The following is a 14,206-nucleotide window of genomic DNA, read 5'->3' on the forward strand; positions in this document are numbered from 1 at the left end:
CCGACGGGTCACTCCTCGATATCGACCCGCGGGACGAACGGTCCGAAGTCGGCGGTTCGGCTCGTGATCGTCGCGATGCGGAGCGTGTAGGCGAGCAGCACCACGAACGGGAGGAACACGAGCGTCACCGCGGCGCTGACGACGAACACGAGCCCCGGTGTGGGGAGCGTCTCGATGATCCGGCCGTACGTCATCATGAAGATCCCGCCGCCCAGGAGGGTCGGGAACCCGACGTACAGCAGGAGTTTCGAGAGGTACGCGAGCTCGTGTTGCATGTACATCGTTTTGAACGTCTGGCGGGCGACGGCGAGGTGACCGAGCAGTTCGATGAGCGTTTCGAACCGCTCGACGACGTCGTCGGAAAGCACATCGTCGTGCTTCTCGCGAATCATCCGGACGGCATAGAGGTGCGCGCCGTTGAAGTGTCCGAGCACCGCCGACAGCGCCTCGAACGTTCCCAGGTCGGCCCCTTCGAGCGCCTCGTTCACCTGCTCGCCCTCGTCCTCGATCGCGCCGACGAGCTCCCCGATCGAGGAGCTCAGCTCCGGATCGTCGAGGGGCTCGACCGCCGACTGCAGCGTTTCCGCCTGATCGGCGACCGCGCTCACGATCGACTGCAGGAAGTCGGCCGGCGATGCCGGGCTGATGCTGGATCCGGTCACCGTCTCCACCTCCCGTCGGAACGAGACCATCCCATCGAACCGGTCCTGGAGGTCGCTCGGCCAGCCCATCTCCTGGGAGAGCACGAGCTGGTTGATCGCGAGCACGATCGTGATGAAGGGGAGCGTCCCGCCGACGATCGAGCCGACGAGCGTCGTCGCGGTCGCGGGATCGGTCACGGGGATATAGCCGGCGAACCCGATCGCGACGCAGACCGAGAAGACGACCGCCGAGACCAACGCCACGAGCACGAACCGGCTCCCGTCCAGGAGCAGCCAGCGTTTGACCGGCGACTCGCGCAGCCGTTCGTGGACGAGGTCGCTCTGTGGGGTCTCCTCGTCGATCGGTGTGCCCATGTACCGGCTACCGACGACGGCCACAAAAAGGGACCCGTGGATCGAGCGCTCCGCGTCCGTTCGTCGAGCTCACTCCTCGTCGTAGGCGAGTTCGAACGGATCGTCCTCCGGCGCTTTCTGCGGGATCATGGGGCCGATGGAGGCCGTCCGGCGCGCCAGCGTCGCCATCCTGAGGACGTACGACGCCATCAGCGCGAGGGGCGAGGCGACGACGAGCAGGAGCGCCGTCACGGCGTACGGGAGCAGCGGGGGCGCGATCACGGCCCCGCCGACGCCGCCGTACAGAAACCCGATCGTCATCGCCGCGAACACCGAGGGGACCCCACAGTAGAGCGTCTCGCGTGAGAACTTGGTGAGCTCTCGCTGCATGTACGTCGTCTTGAAGTGGGTCCGGGCGATGTTGAACAGCTCGAGCGTATCGAGCAGGTCGTCGAACGCCTCGACGGTCTCTTCGGAAAGCTCGTCACCGTGCTGGCTCTTGAGGCGTCGGGCGGCGTAGATCTGCCAGGCGTCGTTGTAGTCGGCCGCCGCCGCGACCACGTCGAACGTCCCGAAGCTCGAGCTCTCGAGTGTGTCTGCGACGTTGGTCGTGCTCTCGTGGACGCCTGAGACGTACGACTCGATGAGCGCCCGGGGCCCGCCGTCACCTCCGCCGTCGACGGACTCCCCGAGCGTGTCGGCCCGCTCGTGTATCGTGTCGACGAGGAGGTAGAACAGCGCGACCGGCGAGGCGGGGCTGGCCGGGGCGTCCGAGGCGTCCTCGATCTCCTCACGGAACCCCATGACGCCGCTCAACTCGTCGCGGGCCTCGCCCGCCGAGTTGAACTCCTGTGAGAGGATCATCTGGTTGATCGACACGACGAGCGTGACGAGCGAGAACGTCCCCGCGATCATCCCGCCCGCCAGCCGCGTGATCGAGTCGTCGTTCTGGAAGGCAATGACGCCCAGTTTATCCAGTCCGAGGAACCAGACGCCAACCCCGAGGAGGACCGCCGCGGCGACGAGAAGGCGACTACCGTTGACCAGGAACCACTCGACGGGACTTGCTCCCGACTCCCGACCCATCTCGCTGCCGTGTGACTCCAACGTCTCGCCGTCTTCCGACGTGTCCATGGCCCACGCTACTGTCGTCGCCCCCAAAAAGGACGGCGTTGCAACACTCCTCTCCCGTCTGGGTCGCCCTCGCTGCCGATGCCAGGAACCGCCGCCGGCCGCGCAGCGGCAAGCCCAACCACTATTTTCGTTCGCTTTCGCTACATGGTATGTATGAATCGTAGCCGCGGTAGTCGGTGCGATCGGTTCGGTTCGGGTGGACGGGACGGCGTCGAAGCGGGGCTGACGTAGAATGGGATCGGATCCGGACGGTTTCGTCGAGCGCATACGGAACAGCCAGTTCCGACTCTGGTTACTGTTGCGGCTCAACCGCTGGGTGCTTGCCGGCGCCATCCTCTCGATCGTCTTCGTGTCGCTCGTCGTCGCGACCCAGGCCCGGATCAGCCCGTTTCGGGTGCTGGTGTCCGACAACGACGCGCTCTGGTGGATCTTCTCCGCGTTCATCGGCGCCATCATCACCGGCGTCACGCTGGTCGTCTCGATCGGCCAGATCGTGCTCTCCCAGGAGCTCGGCGCGGTCGGCGACCAGCGTGAGCGCATGGAGGAGTCGATGGACTTCCGGAAGGACATCGAGGACGAGATCGACCTCTCGGTGAGCCCGCCCGAGCCCGCCGCCTTCCTCAAACTGCTCGTCGACCGGACCGGGGCGCAGGCCGAGCACCTCCAGGAGGTCGTCGAGGACGAGCGCGACGAGGAGCTCAAGGAGAAGATCGACGACTACGTCGACGACCTGCTCGAGAACGCCGAGGAGGTGAGCGATGGGCTAGATAACGCCCAGTTCGGCACGTTCGAGGTGCTCTGGTCGTCGTTCAAGTTCAACTACTCCTGGAAGATCTTCGAGGCCCGCCGCATCAGGAACGACCACCGGGAGTCGCTCTCGGAGGACGCCGAGGAGACGTTCGACGAGCTGCTCGAACGGCTCAAGCTGTTCGGACCGGCCCGCGAACACTTCAAGACGCTGTACTTCCAGTGGGAGCTCGTCAACGTCTCGCGCGCGCTGCTGTACGCCTCGATCCCCGCGCTGATCACCATCGGGATCATCCTGATGAACGTCGGCCCGACCGCCTTCCCCGGTACGACCCTCGGGATCGACAACATCGTCTGGGTGGCCGCCTTCGGGTTCACGGTCGGCGTCACGCCGTTCGTGATCCTGCTGTCGTACACCCTCCGGATCATGACGCTCGCGAAGCGCACGCTGGCGATGGGGCCGTTCATCCTCCGGAAGGCCGAGCGCGAGGAGGACATCGACTGGTCGTAACGCTCGGGGTTTTTCCCACCCGGCTTCGACCGGGCGGTATGGCGAACGATGACGAGTACGAGACGACGATGCTCGAACGGGCCGAGGGGAGCGAGCTGCGACTGTACGTACTGTTGCGCCTCAACCGTTGGGTGCTCTCGGGGGCGATCCTCGCGATCGTCTTCGGGGCGCTGGTGGCGATGAGCGCACTGGAGCTCGGACCGTTTCGCGACATCGTCCAGGACGCCGACGCGATCCAGAACATCTTCAGCTCGATGTTCGGCCCGATCATCACCGGCGTCACGCTCGTCGCGACGATCGGCCAGCTCGTGCTCTCCCAGGAGCTCGGCGCGGTCGGCGACCAGCGCGAACGCATGGACGAGGCGATGGAGTTCCGACGCGACATCGAAAGCGAGAGCGATCTGGACGTCAGCCCACCCGAACCCGCCGCGTTCCTGCGCGAGCTCGTCGCCGCGACCGAGGACCGCGCCGAACGGCTGCGGGAGGCCGTCGAGGACGAACGCGACGAGGAGCTCAGGGAGAACGTCAACGAGTACGTCGATAGCCTCGATAAGAACGCCGAAGCAGTCAGGGAAAAGATCGAGGACGCACAGTTCGGCACGTTCGGCGTGATCTGGGCCGCGCTCGACTTCAACTACTCCTGGAAGATCTTCCAGGCTCGCCGGATCCGCGACGAGTACGAGGGCTCGCTCTCCGACGACGCCAACGAGGCCATCAGCGACACGATCGAGATGCTCAAGCTCTACGGGCCGGCCCGTGAGCACTTCAAGACGCTGTACTTCCAGTGGGAGCTGATCAACCTCGCGCGCGCGCTGCTGTACGCCTCGATCCCCGCGCTGATCGTCACCGCGGGGATGTTGATGTACGTCGACGGCGGCTCGCTGCCCGGGGCCACGCTCGGCGTCGACAACCTCGTCTGGCTCACCTCGGGGGCCTTCACGATCACGCTGATCCCGTTCGTGGTGCTGATCGCGTTCATCTTCCGGATCGCGACGGTCGCCCAGCGCACGCTGGCGATGGGGCCGTTCATCCTCCGGGAGTCGAGCCGGGACGCCGAAAGCGACGTCTGACGGCCCCCGATGGCGTAACCGGGGCTCCCCTGGACTCGCCCCTCGGGAGCCCTTTCGGATCGGGATGCGAACGCGGCCGAGGACGCCCGGTTCGGTTATCAAGGACCAGATTGAAGCGCGCTCGTTGCGACCACTCCAGTGTATGAGTTCGAAGGTCGTTCGCGACCGAACGGGTGGTCGGTAATATGGATCGGGACGAGGGGATCGGGCGCCGACGACTGCTGGCCACGCTCGGATCGGGCGCTGCAATCGGTGTCGCGGGCTGTCTGGGCTCGGGGTCGAGCTCCGAGCCGGCCTATGAGTCCGGCGATGTTCCCGGCGAGATCGACGGCGAGGAGCGGACCGCCGAGGAGACGACGGCCGCCGAGTCGATGGCCGAGCAGACGCCACAGGCCGATCTCGCCCCGCTTGACGCGCTCTCGTTGGTCGAGCACGGGTTCGTCTTCGAGGAGGGTTACACCGGCTCGACGGTCCAGGGGACGGCCGAAAACGACGGCGACGAGCGCCTCGACAGCGCCGAGGCTCGCGTGCGCGTCTACAACGACGAGGGCGAACAGTTGGGGCTGTACCTCGATTCGGTCAGCGATCTCGAAGGGGGCTCGGAGTGGGCCTTCGAGGTGGTCCTGCTCGAATCGCCCGAGGACATCGCGGACTACGACATCGCGGCCGTGGGCCTACCGGACTGAGACGCCGGTCCCGCGCCCGACGCCCGCGAGGTCGATCTCCCCCTCGGAAAGCGGGACGCCGTCGTATGGGTCCTCCGCGAGCAGCAGCGAGCCGTCGAGGTCGGCGTAGTCGAGCAGCGGCGCGAGGTGACACGCCGCCGCGATCGAGGCGTTCGACTCGGTCATGCAGCCGAGCATCGTCTCCAACCCGTGGGCGCGGGCCGCCGCGAACATCGCGCGGGCCTCGCGCAGGCCCCCACATTTCATCAGCTTGACGTTCGCGATGTCGGCGATCTCGGCGACTCGGGAGATATCGTCGAGCGTCACGCAGGACTCGTCGGCCGCGATCGGTAGCGCCGAGCGCTCGCGGACGAAGCGCATCCCCTCGGGGTTCCCGGCGGGGACGGGCTGCTCGACGAACTCCACGCCGTACTCCGCGAGTGCGTCGATTTTCCGGACGGCCTCGCGGGGCGACCACGCCTCGTTGGCGTCGACCCGGATCGTCGCGTCGGGCGCCTCGTCCCTGATCGTCTCGATGATCTCCTCGTCCCGTCCCGTCCCGAGCTTGATCTTCAACGTGGAGTAGCCCCGTTCGCGGGCGGTCGCGGTCTTCTCGCGCATCGCCCCCGTCTCGTCGATCCCGATCGTGTAGGAGGTCTCGACCACCTCCTCGGGATCGAAGCCCCAATAGCGATACAGCGGCAGATCCAGGCGCTTGGCGACGAGGTCGTGCAGCGCGATCGACACCGCACACCGTGCGGCGGGGTTCAGGTTCACCCGCTCGACCATTCGGCGTTCGATCCGTGCGAGCTGATGGGGGTCGCCCACCTCCTCGACGACTGCGAGGAGGTCGGGCAGGACGGCCTCGACGGTGGCGGCCGTCTCGCCGTAGTGCGCGGAGGGGGCGGCCCCGCCGATCCCGATGTGCTCGCCGTCGCCCACCCGGACGATCACGTTCTCGGTCTCCTCGGTCGTGCCGCGCGCGATGGTGAAGGGGAACTCCAGGGGCAGGGTGACCCGCTCGAACCCCGTTTCGAGCGTCACAACAACGCCTCCAGCAGCTCGTCGGCCCCGAAGCGGACCGGGTCCGTCGCCGGCACGCCCAGATCCGAGCCGTACTCGTCGATCGCGTCGCGGGCGGGGCCCTCGTCGACGATGTCGACCGTGTTGAGCGCGCCCGCGGCGACCTCCGTCCCGTGGACCGGGGCGGCCAGCCCCTCGTAGAGGTCGACGTACTCCTCCATCGGCGGGATCTCGAACTCCTCGTAGCCGTGGATGGCCTCGCGGCCCGCGGCGTGACAGAGCACGAGCTGGTCGGGCATCGCGCCGTGGAGGATTCCACACGTGACCGCCGAGTAGGCGGGATGGATGATCGTCCCCTGGCCCTCGACGAACAGGTAGTCGTGCTCGTCGCCCTTCTCGAGGATCATCTCCTCGACGGCGCCCGCGGTGAAGTCCGAGACGACGCGGTCGATCGGGTTGCCCCAGCCCTCGATCATGATCCCCGTTTGACCGGTGGGGATGAACGCGGCGTCGACCCCCTGCTCCTGGGCGGCGCGCGCGAGTTCGAGCGAGACGGTCATCTTCCCCACCGAACAGTCCGTCCCCACCGTCAGGATCACCTCGGCGTCGACCTCCTTCGCTACTCCCTGGCTCACCGTGAGGTCGTCGTCGGGCTTGCGGACGTCCCACAGTTCGCAGTCGTTCTCCTCGGCCAGCTCGACGAACTCGGGGTCCTCCGAGAGGAAGTAGTGCAGCCCCGAGATGACGTCACAGCCCCGCGAGAGGGCGTTCTCGACGTCCTCGCGCCAGCTCTCCTCGAACCCGCCGCCGATCGGAGCGATCCCGATCAGGAGGGCGTCGGCCTCCTCGACGTCGTCCATCCCCTCGACGATCGGGGCGTCCGGGGCCCCGGGGACGTACTCGGCGACCTGCCCGCCGGCGCGCTCGCGATCGAGGACGGCAGTAACGTCGTAATCGCCGTAGCGGATGACGCCGACGGCCGTTTTCGCGCGCTCCGGGAACTTCTCGTGTGCGAGAACCGCGACTTCCATACGGGGTGGAGGCACAACTGGATGTTAACCCTTTAGATGCCGGTCGGGATAGGGACGGACGAACGATGGCCGCAAGCCCTCCCCGCATCCACGTGATCATGACGAAAATCATTTTCGCAGGAGACACATAACTTACCATATAGTTATGGAGGTCCTCGCTCTCGGTGTCCTCGTGGCCGTCTTCGTCGGGTTCAACATCGGCGGCTCCTCGACCGGGATCGCCTGGGGGCCCGCGGTCGGCGCGGGCGTCGTCAGCAAGACCGGCGCGGCGGCGATCATGACCGTCTTCGTCTTCGTCGGCGGGTGGACGGTCGGCCGGAACGTCATCGACACGCTCGGGGAGGGGATCGTCCCCGCGTCGGTGTTCACCCTCGAGGTCTCGATCGCCGTGCTGTTCTTCATCGGGCTGGGCATCCTCGTCGCGAACGTCTTCGGGGTACCCGTGCCGACCTCGATGACCGCCGTGGGATCGATCGCCGGCGTCGGCCTCGCGACCGGGACGCTCAACTGGGCGACGATGGGTCGGATCGTCTCCTGGTGGGTCGTCACGCCCGTGGTCGCCTTCTGGATCGGCGGCGTCGTCGGGCGATACCTCTACCCGTATCTCGACCGCTACGTGAAGGTCGACCGCTCGCCGGGCGCGCTGCTCGTCCTCGATCGCTCGGGATCGCTTCCACAGCCCGCCCTCGGGCCGAACACGACGTCCCGCGAACTGGTCACGACGGTCGGGATCCTGCTCATCTGCTGTTACATGGCCTTCAGCGCGGGCGCCTCGAACGTCGCGAACGCCGTCGCGCCGCTCGTAGGCAGCGGCGCACTCGACGTGAACGTCGGGATCGCCCTCGCGACGCTCGCGATCGGGCTCGGCGCGTTCACCATCGCCCGGCGGACGATGGACTCGGTCGGCAACGACCTCACCGAACTCCCGCTGCTGGCCGCGCTGATCGTCGCGCTGGTGGCCTCGACGATCACGACGTTCCTCTCGTGGCTCGGCATCCCGATCAGCCTCGTGATGGCGACCGTGATGACGATCGTCGGGCTGGGCTGGGGGCGCGCGAGCCGGACCGCCACGGTCGGCGACATCGCCCGCGGCGAGGCCGACGTCGAGCTCTCGATGAACGCGCTGACGGCCGAAGCGCCCTCGGACGTCCCCCGGATGGGCGAGGAGCGTCCCGAGGAGCTCACCGAGGGTGCCGACCTCGTCAACCCGCGGGCGGTCGCCCGGTTCGTCTCGCTGTGGATCATCGGCCCGTCGTTCGCGGCGGGGCTGTCCTATCTCTTCTTCTCCGTCGTCCCGCTGGTCTAAAGCCGATATAGGCGGCTCGTGAAGAAATCACCGAGCGCCTCTTCGAGGGCGTCCTCGGGGTCACCCGTCGCGTCGACCGCCCGCGTCGCGTCGGCGTCGAACTCCTTCAACAGGGTGCGCTGGCCGACGACGATCAGCCGCTCGGGGCCGGCCTCGGCGATCGCCTCGCGACACTTCCCGAGGTGCTCCGCGATCTGGTCGTCCCGGCGGCGCTCGAAGCGCCCCTGCGAGAACCCGCCCTTCGAGTGGTCGCCCTTGACGTCGCTCTCGAAGGCGCGAAACGCCACCCGCTCGTGCCCCCGGTACTCCCCCATCGCGAAGAGGTCCGAGCGAACGAGCGCGAACGCGAACTCGCCCTCCGGGAGGAACCAGCCGAACTCGAGGTCCACGCTGTCGCTCCACGTCGAGAACGGGTCGGGCGCGAGCGGCGCCCGAAGGGCCACGCTCACGAGGCCGGCGTCGTCGGCCACCGCGAGACAGGGGCTGGCCCGCGAGACGAGCGGGGCGCGCTCGCCGAACGCCGCCTCGACCTCCTCGGGGACGTCGTCGTCGACCATCGCCGTCAGCACGCCCTCCTCGCTCGTCCGGAGGCTATCGAGCCGCGAGAGCACCTCCCGGAGGCGCTCGCCGCGAAGCGTCTCGACGCCGCGGAAGTCGAGCCCCGGCTCCTCGTCGGTTCGGTCGAGCCGACCCTCGAGGTCGCTGATACGGTTCTCGAGGCGGTTCTCGCGCTCCTCGGCCCCCTGTCTGTCCCGCACGGCCTCGCGGCGGCGCTCGCGCTCGGCCTCGAAGCGCTCCTCGAGGCGGTCGCGTTCCGCCTCGAGTTCGGCGATGCGCTCCTTGAGCTCGCTCCGGCCGAGCAGGTCGTCGAGCATACCGGAGGGCGGGCGCCGGCGCGCTTTTATCTTCCGGCCCGTCCCGCCGAAACGATATCGAGCAGCTGGGAGGCGCGGTCGGCCTTCGCCAGCAACACCTCCCGGGGGGCGGGGAGCGCGTCGGCGTCGGTGGAGTCGATCCGTTCGCGCGGGACCATCAGGGTGTGTTCGGGCACGCCGTCCTCGCCGTGGACCGCGAAGTGCTGCTGGGCGAGCTTCATCACGAGCGGGTGATCGAGGCGCTCGATCCCCGACCCGTCGGCGTACAGCTGCTCGTTCACCAGCTCGTGTTGCTCGCGGCACAGCGCCGCGTGCTCTCCGTCGTACGGTTCGACGAACAGCCGCCCGACGTAGTAGCTGCGGGAGAATGTCTCAAACATGCTATTCGATGTCATATTCTACTTCGGAGTATATAACGCCTTTGCGACATGTTTATATCGAACCGCACGGCGAGGACAGCGCCAGTGCTTTGTCGGTGGCGCACGCCCCGTCGAACGATGATCCCGCGGCGGTACGCCCGTTACTACCTCGAGAACGCCCCGAGCCTGCTGTGGCTGCTGTTGGTGAACGTCCTCGCCCTGCTCGTCGGCGTCCGGTTCTACGTCGAGACGATGCCCGCGGTCCACACCTTCCTCTGGCCGTTCTACCTCGACTCGCCGGCCGCACTCCTCCTCGTCACGCTCTCGCTGACCACGCTGCTCGCGAACCTCGGGAACCCCCTCGACGAGGTCCCCCACAACCGTGCGCTGGCCTACCTCCACACGCTGGCGTTCGTCTGGCTCGTCAAGTACGGGCTCTGGACGGCCCTCGCGCTCAACCTCGGCTTCACCCACTACTTCCCCGACCTCTACGACTACTGGTTCATCGTGATCACGCATCTGGCGTTTGTCCTCGAGGCCTACCTGCTCCCTCACTACGGGCGGACCACTCGGGGTGCGCTCGCGCTCTCGCTCGTCCTCCTGCTCGCGAACGACGCCTTCGACTACCTGCTCGGCTACCACCCGCCGCTTCGCTACGAGCCCGGGCTTCTGCTGCCGGTCGCCACCGTCGGGCTCTCGCTGCTCTCGGTGTGGCTCGCCTCGCGGGTGTTCGATCGACTGGAGCCTGCAGATGCAAGCCATTCAAGCTGATGGGGAGACACGCTTTTCCGTTCCCGTCGCCTACCGCCGGATAGATGGACTCCGCGGCGTTGCTGGATCTCCTCGGGAACGAGAACCGACGGCGGATCCTTCGGCTTCTCTCACACAAGCCCTGCTACGTCACGGAGATCTCCGACTACCTCGGCGTCAGCCCCAAGGCGGTGATCGACCACCTCCGCAAGCTCGAGGAGGCGGGGGTCGTCGAGAGCCGGGTCGACGACAAACGCCGCAAGTATTTCCACATCGCGCGCAACCTCCGGCTCGAGGTCAGCGTCTCCCCCTACGGCTACGCCTCGAAAAGCGCGTATCCCGCCAGCTCGAGCCTCGACATGAAGAGCTCCTGTAGCCATCTCACGATCAACGTCGCCGCGGCCGACGGCGGCGACGTCTGTGACCTAGCCGGCGAGCTCCGCAAGCTCGAGGAACTCGAAGACGAACTCTCGCTGGCCCAGCGGTGGGTCCAGGGCCGCATCGCCGACGCCCACGAGCGCATCAGCGAGGCGATCGGCGACGGGGAGAACAGCCGGCTGTACGCGGCGGTGCTCTCGGCGCTCGACAACGGGGCCACTGACACGGGTACGATCGCGGAGCAGGCCGACCTGCCCGAACCGGTCGCCGAGGACGCGCTGTCGGTGCTCTCGGATCACGGGGTCATCCGGCGGACCGACGACGGCTGGGCGCTCGATTAGATCTCGCGGGTCAGCCCGTCGCGTAGATCGGAGCCGAAGTACGCGCCGAGCGCACAGACCACCAGCCCGAAGACCGCCCCGAGCGCCGCGATCGTTAGTCCGCTGCCGACGACGACCCAGACGAGGTAGTCGAACGCCGTCGAGAGCCCCAGCACCGCCGCGCCCGCGACGCCGGCCTCCGCCATGGGACGGGTCTCGCTCGCGGCACCCAACAGGAAGGCGCCGACGAACGCGCCCAGAACGCCGCCCATCACCGGGATCGTCGCCCCGCCGACGAGGGTGCCCGCGAGGACGAGCACGAGCGCGAGGAGGAACCGCTTGGGCGAGAACAGCGTTCCGGCGCGCTCGCGAACCCGGCCTCGGGAGCGCTCCGAGGACTCGCCGAGGTCGACCTCGTGGTCCTCGCTTCGGGTCTCGGTCAGCTGATCGGTTCGCTCCGCCATACCACCCCTCCTTCCCCTACGACAAAGGACCTTTCGGCGGGTCGGCGAAACGGATGCATTGAAGTCCGACCGGCGGGAATTCCCCCGCATGAACGCAGGCGACCGCGTCCGTGCGAGGCGGGCCGACACGACCTACGAGGGCGTCCTCCTGCCCTCCTCGAACGAGGACCACCTCGTCCTCAAGCTCGACGGCGGGTACAACGTCGGGATCGATCGCGAGGGAGCCGACGTCGAGACCCTCGAGACCGACGTCTACGAGATCGGCGAGGGAAGCACCGACGAGGAGTCGGAAGTCAAGTTCGACGAGGAGCTTCCTACCGTCTCGCTGATCAGTACCGGAGGCACGATCGCCTCGACGGTCGACTACCGCACCGGCGCGGTCACGGCGCAGTTCGACGCCGAGGACGTGCTCCGCGCGGTACCGGATCTGGCCGGCCTCGCGAACTACCGGGGGCGGGTGGTCACGAACATCCTCTCGGAGAACATGACCCCCGCGGTCTGGCGCGAGCTCGCGGAGGCCGTCCACGAGGAGATCGAGAACGGTGCCGACGGCGTCGTCGTCATGCACGGCACCGACACGATGCAGTTCTCCGCGTCGGCGCTCTCGTTCATGCTCGACACCCCCGTGCCGGTGGTCTTCACCGGCAGCCAGCGCTCGGCGGATCGACCCTCCTCGGACAACGTGATGAACGCGGTCTGTGCCGTCGAGGCCGCCAAAAGCGACCTCGCGGAGGTGCTCGTCTGCATGCACGCCACCGGGTCCGACGACCGCTGTGCGCTGCATCGCGGCACCCGGGTCAGGAAGAACCACACGTCTCGGCGGGACGCCTTCGAGACGATAGGGAGGGAGCCGCTCGCGGAGATCGACTACGCGAACCGTGAGGTCTCGGTCCGCCGGGAGCACGCGACGCGGGGCGATCGCGAGCTCTCGCTCTCGCCCGCCCTCGAAGCCGACGTCGGACTGCTGAAGTACACCCCCGGGATGGGTCCCGAGGCGCTCGCGCCCTACGAGGACGCGGCGGGGCTCGTGATCGAGGGCACCGGGCTGGGCCACGTCCACACCGACTGGATCCCCCGGATCGCCGAACTGGTCGAGTCGGGGACGCCGGTCGTGATGACCAGCCAGTGTCTCGAAGGACGGGTCTGTGACCGGGTCTACGACACCGGCCGAGACCTCCTCGAGGCGGGCGTGATCGAGGCCGGCGACACCCTGCCGGGTACCGCGAAGGTCAAACTCATGTGGGCGCTCGCGAACGCGGGGTCCGCTACGGAGGCCGAGGAGCTGCTGCGGGAGTCGATCGCGGGCGAGCTCACGGAACGATCCGTCCCATGGAACTGAGGGAGGCCCGGCTGGAGGACCACGAGGCCGTCGCCGCGTTCACCAGGAACACCTGGCCCGACCGGGAGGCCGGCGACTACCTGCCCGATATCTACCCCGAGTGGATCGAGGGCGAGAACCACACCCTCGTGGCCGAGGCGGGCGGGGAGATCGCCGGTGTCGCCCAGTGTACGATGCTCTCGGACACCGAGGCGTGGTGTCAGGGGATGCGCGTCCACCCCGAGTACCGCGGCGAGGGCGTCGCCCGCCGGATCACCCACGCGCTGTTCGACTGGGCGCGCGAGCAGGGCGCGCTCGTCGCCCGGAGCATGGTGTTCTCGTGGAACGTCCCCAGCCTGGGACTCTCGCGGAGCATCGGCTTCGACCCCGCGACGGAGCTTCGCTGGGCGACGCCCGCGCCGGATCCCGATGTCGAGCCCGAGCTCAGGGTCACGGCCGAGCCGGACGACGCGTGGCACGCTTGGGCCGACAGCGACGCCCGCCGTCACCTGACGGGGCTCGCGCTCGACCTGGAGGAGTCGTGGGCGCTCTCGGAGCTCACCCGCGAGGACCTCCGCCGGGCGGCCGAGGAGACCGCGGTCTTCGCGGTGCGCGACGACGGACTCAGGGCGATGAGCTATCGGGTTCGCGACTACGAGCGCGAGGGCGAGGACGGGACCGAGCGCTGGGCCGAGTACGGGGTCGGCGCCTGGGACGACCTCGAGGCCGCCCGGGCGCTGTTCGCCGCGATCGCCCGGGACGCCGCGGCTCTCGGCGCCGATCGCACGCGGGTGTGGATCCCCGAGACGACCGAGCACGTCTCGGACGCCGCCTACCTGCGGGCCGGCGCCTCCGAGGAGCCCGACTTCGTGTTCGCGGCCGACCTCACTGCCGACCGGACCCGCCGCTGACCGGGGGGAACAGCGCGAGCTCGTCGCCCGACTCGAGCTCGGTATCGAGCCCCGACTCCTGGGTGAAGACGTTCGACCCGTTGCGAAGCAGGTTGATGTGCTCCTCGAGCTCGCCCTCGTCGTCCAGCACCCGTTCCTCGAGGGCCGGATGGGAGTCCAGCAGCGCCTCCAGGGCCTCCCCGACGGTGTCGCCGGGCCCAGCGTCGACCGCAACGCGCTTCCCGCCGGCCAGCTCCGCCAGATCGGCGAACAGTTTCCACTCCATACCCCGTCTCCCCGCTCGGGGAGGATGAGCGTTCCGCTCGCGACCTCGTCACACGCCATCACGCCACATTATGACATTATATAA

Annotated in this window: 16 protein-coding genes; 8 read left to right on the forward strand and 8 right to left on the reverse strand. The window is 68.0% G+C overall.

Features of this window, described 5'->3' with window-relative positions; translation table 11 throughout:
* Window positions 1-8: 8 nt before the first annotated feature.
* Both WOA58_RS01780 and WOA58_RS01785 read right to left on the reverse strand, forming a co-directional pair.
* On the reverse strand, window positions 9-1,016 hold the full coding sequence (locus tag WOA58_RS01780) for a hypothetical protein (protein WP_340602418.1): 1,008 nt from the start codon (window positions 1,014-1,016) through the stop codon (window positions 9-11).
* Window positions 1,017-1,085: 69 nt separating this feature from the next.
* Complete coding sequence (locus WOA58_RS01785) at window positions 1,086-2,129, reverse strand: hypothetical protein (protein ID WP_340602419.1); 1,044 nt, start codon at window positions 2,127-2,129, stop codon at window positions 1,086-1,088.
* A gap of 232 nt (window positions 2,130-2,361) precedes the next feature.
* On the opposite strand from WOA58_RS01785, the gene WOA58_RS01790 reads away from it, so the two are divergent.
* The 3 genes from WOA58_RS01790 to WOA58_RS01800 all read left to right on the forward strand — a co-directional run bounded on the left by WOA58_RS01790 (window position 2,362) and on the right by WOA58_RS01800 (window position 5,143).
* Window positions 2,362-3,387: a hypothetical protein gene (locus WOA58_RS01790; RefSeq protein WP_340602421.1), complete on the forward strand. Its 1,026-nt coding sequence runs from the start codon at window positions 2,362-2,364 to the stop codon at window positions 3,385-3,387.
* 38 nt (window positions 3,388-3,425) lie between these two features.
* On the forward strand, window positions 3,426-4,457 hold the full coding sequence (locus WOA58_RS01795) for a hypothetical protein (RefSeq protein WP_340602422.1): 1,032 nt from the start codon (window positions 3,426-3,428) through the stop codon (window positions 4,455-4,457).
* A 185-nt stretch (window positions 4,458-4,642) separates the two neighbouring features.
* Window positions 4,643-5,143 carry an FxLYD domain-containing protein gene (locus WOA58_RS01800; protein WP_340602423.1) on the forward strand — a complete coding sequence of 167 codons (501 nt, stop codon included), beginning with the start codon at window positions 4,643-4,645 and terminating at the stop codon, window positions 5,141-5,143.
* Here the strand turns inward: WOA58_RS01800 and WOA58_RS01805 are convergent.
* On the reverse strand, window positions 5,132-6,166 hold the full coding sequence (locus tag WOA58_RS01805) for a dipeptide epimerase (RefSeq protein ID WP_340602424.1): 1,035 nt from the start codon (window positions 6,164-6,166) through the stop codon (window positions 5,132-5,134). The two genes, WOA58_RS01800 and WOA58_RS01805, sit on opposite strands and share 12 nt — an antisense overlap.
* A complete protein-coding gene (locus tag WOA58_RS01810) occupies window positions 6,163-7,176 on the reverse strand; it encodes a DUF1611 domain-containing protein (protein WP_340602425.1) in 1,014 nt (337 codons plus the stop codon). The genes WOA58_RS01805 and WOA58_RS01810 overlap by 4 nt, the downstream gene beginning before the upstream one ends.
* Window positions 7,177-7,315: 139 nt before the next feature.
* On the opposite strand from WOA58_RS01810, the gene WOA58_RS01815 reads away from it, so the two are divergent.
* Window positions 7,316-8,482, forward strand: coding sequence for an inorganic phosphate transporter (locus WOA58_RS01815; protein WP_340603114.1), 1,167 nt, complete (start codon window positions 7,316-7,318; stop codon window positions 8,480-8,482).
* On the opposite strand, the gene WOA58_RS01820 is transcribed toward WOA58_RS01815, so the two are convergent.
* Together WOA58_RS01820 and WOA58_RS01825 are read right to left on the reverse strand one after the other, a co-directional pair.
* On the reverse strand, window positions 8,479-9,357 hold the full coding sequence (locus tag WOA58_RS01820) for a Vms1/Ankzf1 family peptidyl-tRNA hydrolase (protein WP_340602426.1): 879 nt from the start codon (window positions 9,355-9,357) through the stop codon (window positions 8,479-8,481). The two genes, WOA58_RS01815 and WOA58_RS01820, sit on opposite strands and share 4 nt — an antisense overlap.
* A gap of 26 nt (window positions 9,358-9,383) precedes the next feature.
* On the reverse strand, window positions 9,384-9,737 hold the full coding sequence (locus WOA58_RS01825; protein WP_340602427.1) for a DUF5802 family protein: 354 nt from the start codon (window positions 9,735-9,737) through the stop codon (window positions 9,384-9,386).
* 117 nt (window positions 9,738-9,854) lie between these two features.
* Between WOA58_RS01825 and WOA58_RS01830 the strand changes: the two genes are divergently transcribed.
* Window positions 9,855-10,487 carry a DUF1405 domain-containing protein gene (locus tag WOA58_RS01830; protein ID WP_340602428.1) on the forward strand — a complete coding sequence of 211 codons (633 nt, stop codon included), beginning with the start codon at window positions 9,855-9,857 and terminating at the stop codon, window positions 10,485-10,487.
* Between the two features lie 44 nt (window positions 10,488-10,531).
* The gene (locus tag WOA58_RS01835; RefSeq protein WP_340602429.1) at window positions 10,532-11,185 is read left to right on the forward strand and encodes an ArsR/SmtB family transcription factor; all 654 of its coding nucleotides are present in this window, start codon (window positions 10,532-10,534) and stop codon (window positions 11,183-11,185) included.
* On the opposite strand, the gene WOA58_RS01840 is transcribed toward WOA58_RS01835, so the two are convergent.
* On the reverse strand, window positions 11,182-11,628 hold the full coding sequence (locus WOA58_RS01840) for a hypothetical protein (protein WP_340602430.1): 447 nt from the start codon (window positions 11,626-11,628) through the stop codon (window positions 11,182-11,184). The two genes, WOA58_RS01835 and WOA58_RS01840, sit on opposite strands and share 4 nt — an antisense overlap.
* Window positions 11,629-11,716: 88 nt before the next feature.
* Here WOA58_RS01840 and gatD point away from each other — a divergent pair, with 88 nt between their 5' ends.
* Both gatD and WOA58_RS01850 read left to right on the forward strand, forming a co-directional pair.
* Window positions 11,717-12,967, forward strand: a complete 1,251-nt coding sequence (gene gatD / locus WOA58_RS01845) for a Glu-tRNA(Gln) amidotransferase subunit GatD (RefSeq protein ID WP_340602431.1) — start codon at window positions 11,717-11,719, stop codon at window positions 12,965-12,967.
* Window positions 12,958-13,857: a GNAT family N-acetyltransferase gene (locus tag WOA58_RS01850; protein ID WP_340602432.1), complete on the forward strand. Its 900-nt coding sequence runs from the start codon at window positions 12,958-12,960 to the stop codon at window positions 13,855-13,857. Before gatD ends, WOA58_RS01850 begins: the two co-directional genes overlap by 10 nt.
* Here the strand turns inward: WOA58_RS01850 and WOA58_RS01855 are convergent.
* Window positions 13,832-14,122, reverse strand: coding sequence for a ubiquitin-like small modifier protein 1 (locus WOA58_RS01855; RefSeq protein ID WP_340602433.1), 291 nt, complete (start codon window positions 14,120-14,122; stop codon window positions 13,832-13,834). The genes WOA58_RS01850 and WOA58_RS01855 overlap by 26 nt on opposite strands.
* Window positions 14,123-14,206 lie beyond the last annotated feature (84 nt).

The organism is Halalkalicoccus tibetensis (assembly GCF_037996645.1).
Lineage (GTDB): Archaea > Halobacteriota > Halobacteria > Halobacteriales > Halalkalicoccaceae > Halalkalicoccus > Halalkalicoccus tibetensis.

Coding starts and splice junctions, on each gene's coding strand:
- WOA58_RS01780 (WP_340602418.1), bottom strand. CDS start 1,016: ATGGGCACACCGATCGACGAGGAGACCCCACAGAGCGACCTCGTCCAC.
- WOA58_RS01785 (WP_340602419.1), bottom strand. CDS start 2,129: ATGGACACGTCGGAAGACGGCGAGACGTTGGAGTCACACGGCAGCGAG.
- WOA58_RS01790 (WP_340602421.1), top strand. CDS start 2,362: ATGGGATCGGATCCGGACGGTTTCGTCGAGCGCATACGGAACAGCCAG.
- WOA58_RS01795 (WP_340602422.1), top strand. CDS start 3,426: ATGGCGAACGATGACGAGTACGAGACGACGATGCTCGAACGGGCCGAG.
- WOA58_RS01800 (WP_340602423.1), top strand. CDS start 4,643: ATGGATCGGGACGAGGGGATCGGGCGCCGACGACTGCTGGCCACGCTC.
- WOA58_RS01810 (WP_340602425.1), bottom strand. CDS start 7,176: ATGGAAGTCGCGGTTCTCGCACACGAGAAGTTCCCGGAGCGCGCGAAA.
- WOA58_RS01820 (WP_340602426.1), bottom strand. CDS start 9,357: ATGCTCGACGACCTGCTCGGCCGGAGCGAGCTCAAGGAGCGCATCGCC.
- WOA58_RS01825 (WP_340602427.1), bottom strand. CDS start 9,737: ATGTTTGAGACATTCTCCCGCAGCTACTACGTCGGGCGGCTGTTCGTC.
- WOA58_RS01830 (WP_340602428.1), top strand. CDS start 9,855: ATGATCCCGCGGCGGTACGCCCGTTACTACCTCGAGAACGCCCCGAGC.
- WOA58_RS01835 (WP_340602429.1), top strand. CDS start 10,532: ATGGACTCCGCGGCGTTGCTGGATCTCCTCGGGAACGAGAACCGACGG.
- WOA58_RS01840 (WP_340602430.1), bottom strand. CDS start 11,628: ATGGCGGAGCGAACCGATCAGCTGACCGAGACCCGAAGCGAGGACCAC.
- gatD (WP_340602431.1), top strand. CDS start 11,717: ATGAACGCAGGCGACCGCGTCCGTGCGAGGCGGGCCGACACGACCTAC.
- WOA58_RS01850 (WP_340602432.1), top strand. CDS start 12,958: ATGGAACTGAGGGAGGCCCGGCTGGAGGACCACGAGGCCGTCGCCGCG.
- WOA58_RS01855 (WP_340602433.1), bottom strand. CDS start 14,122: ATGGAGTGGAAACTGTTCGCCGATCTGGCGGAGCTGGCCGGCGGGAAG.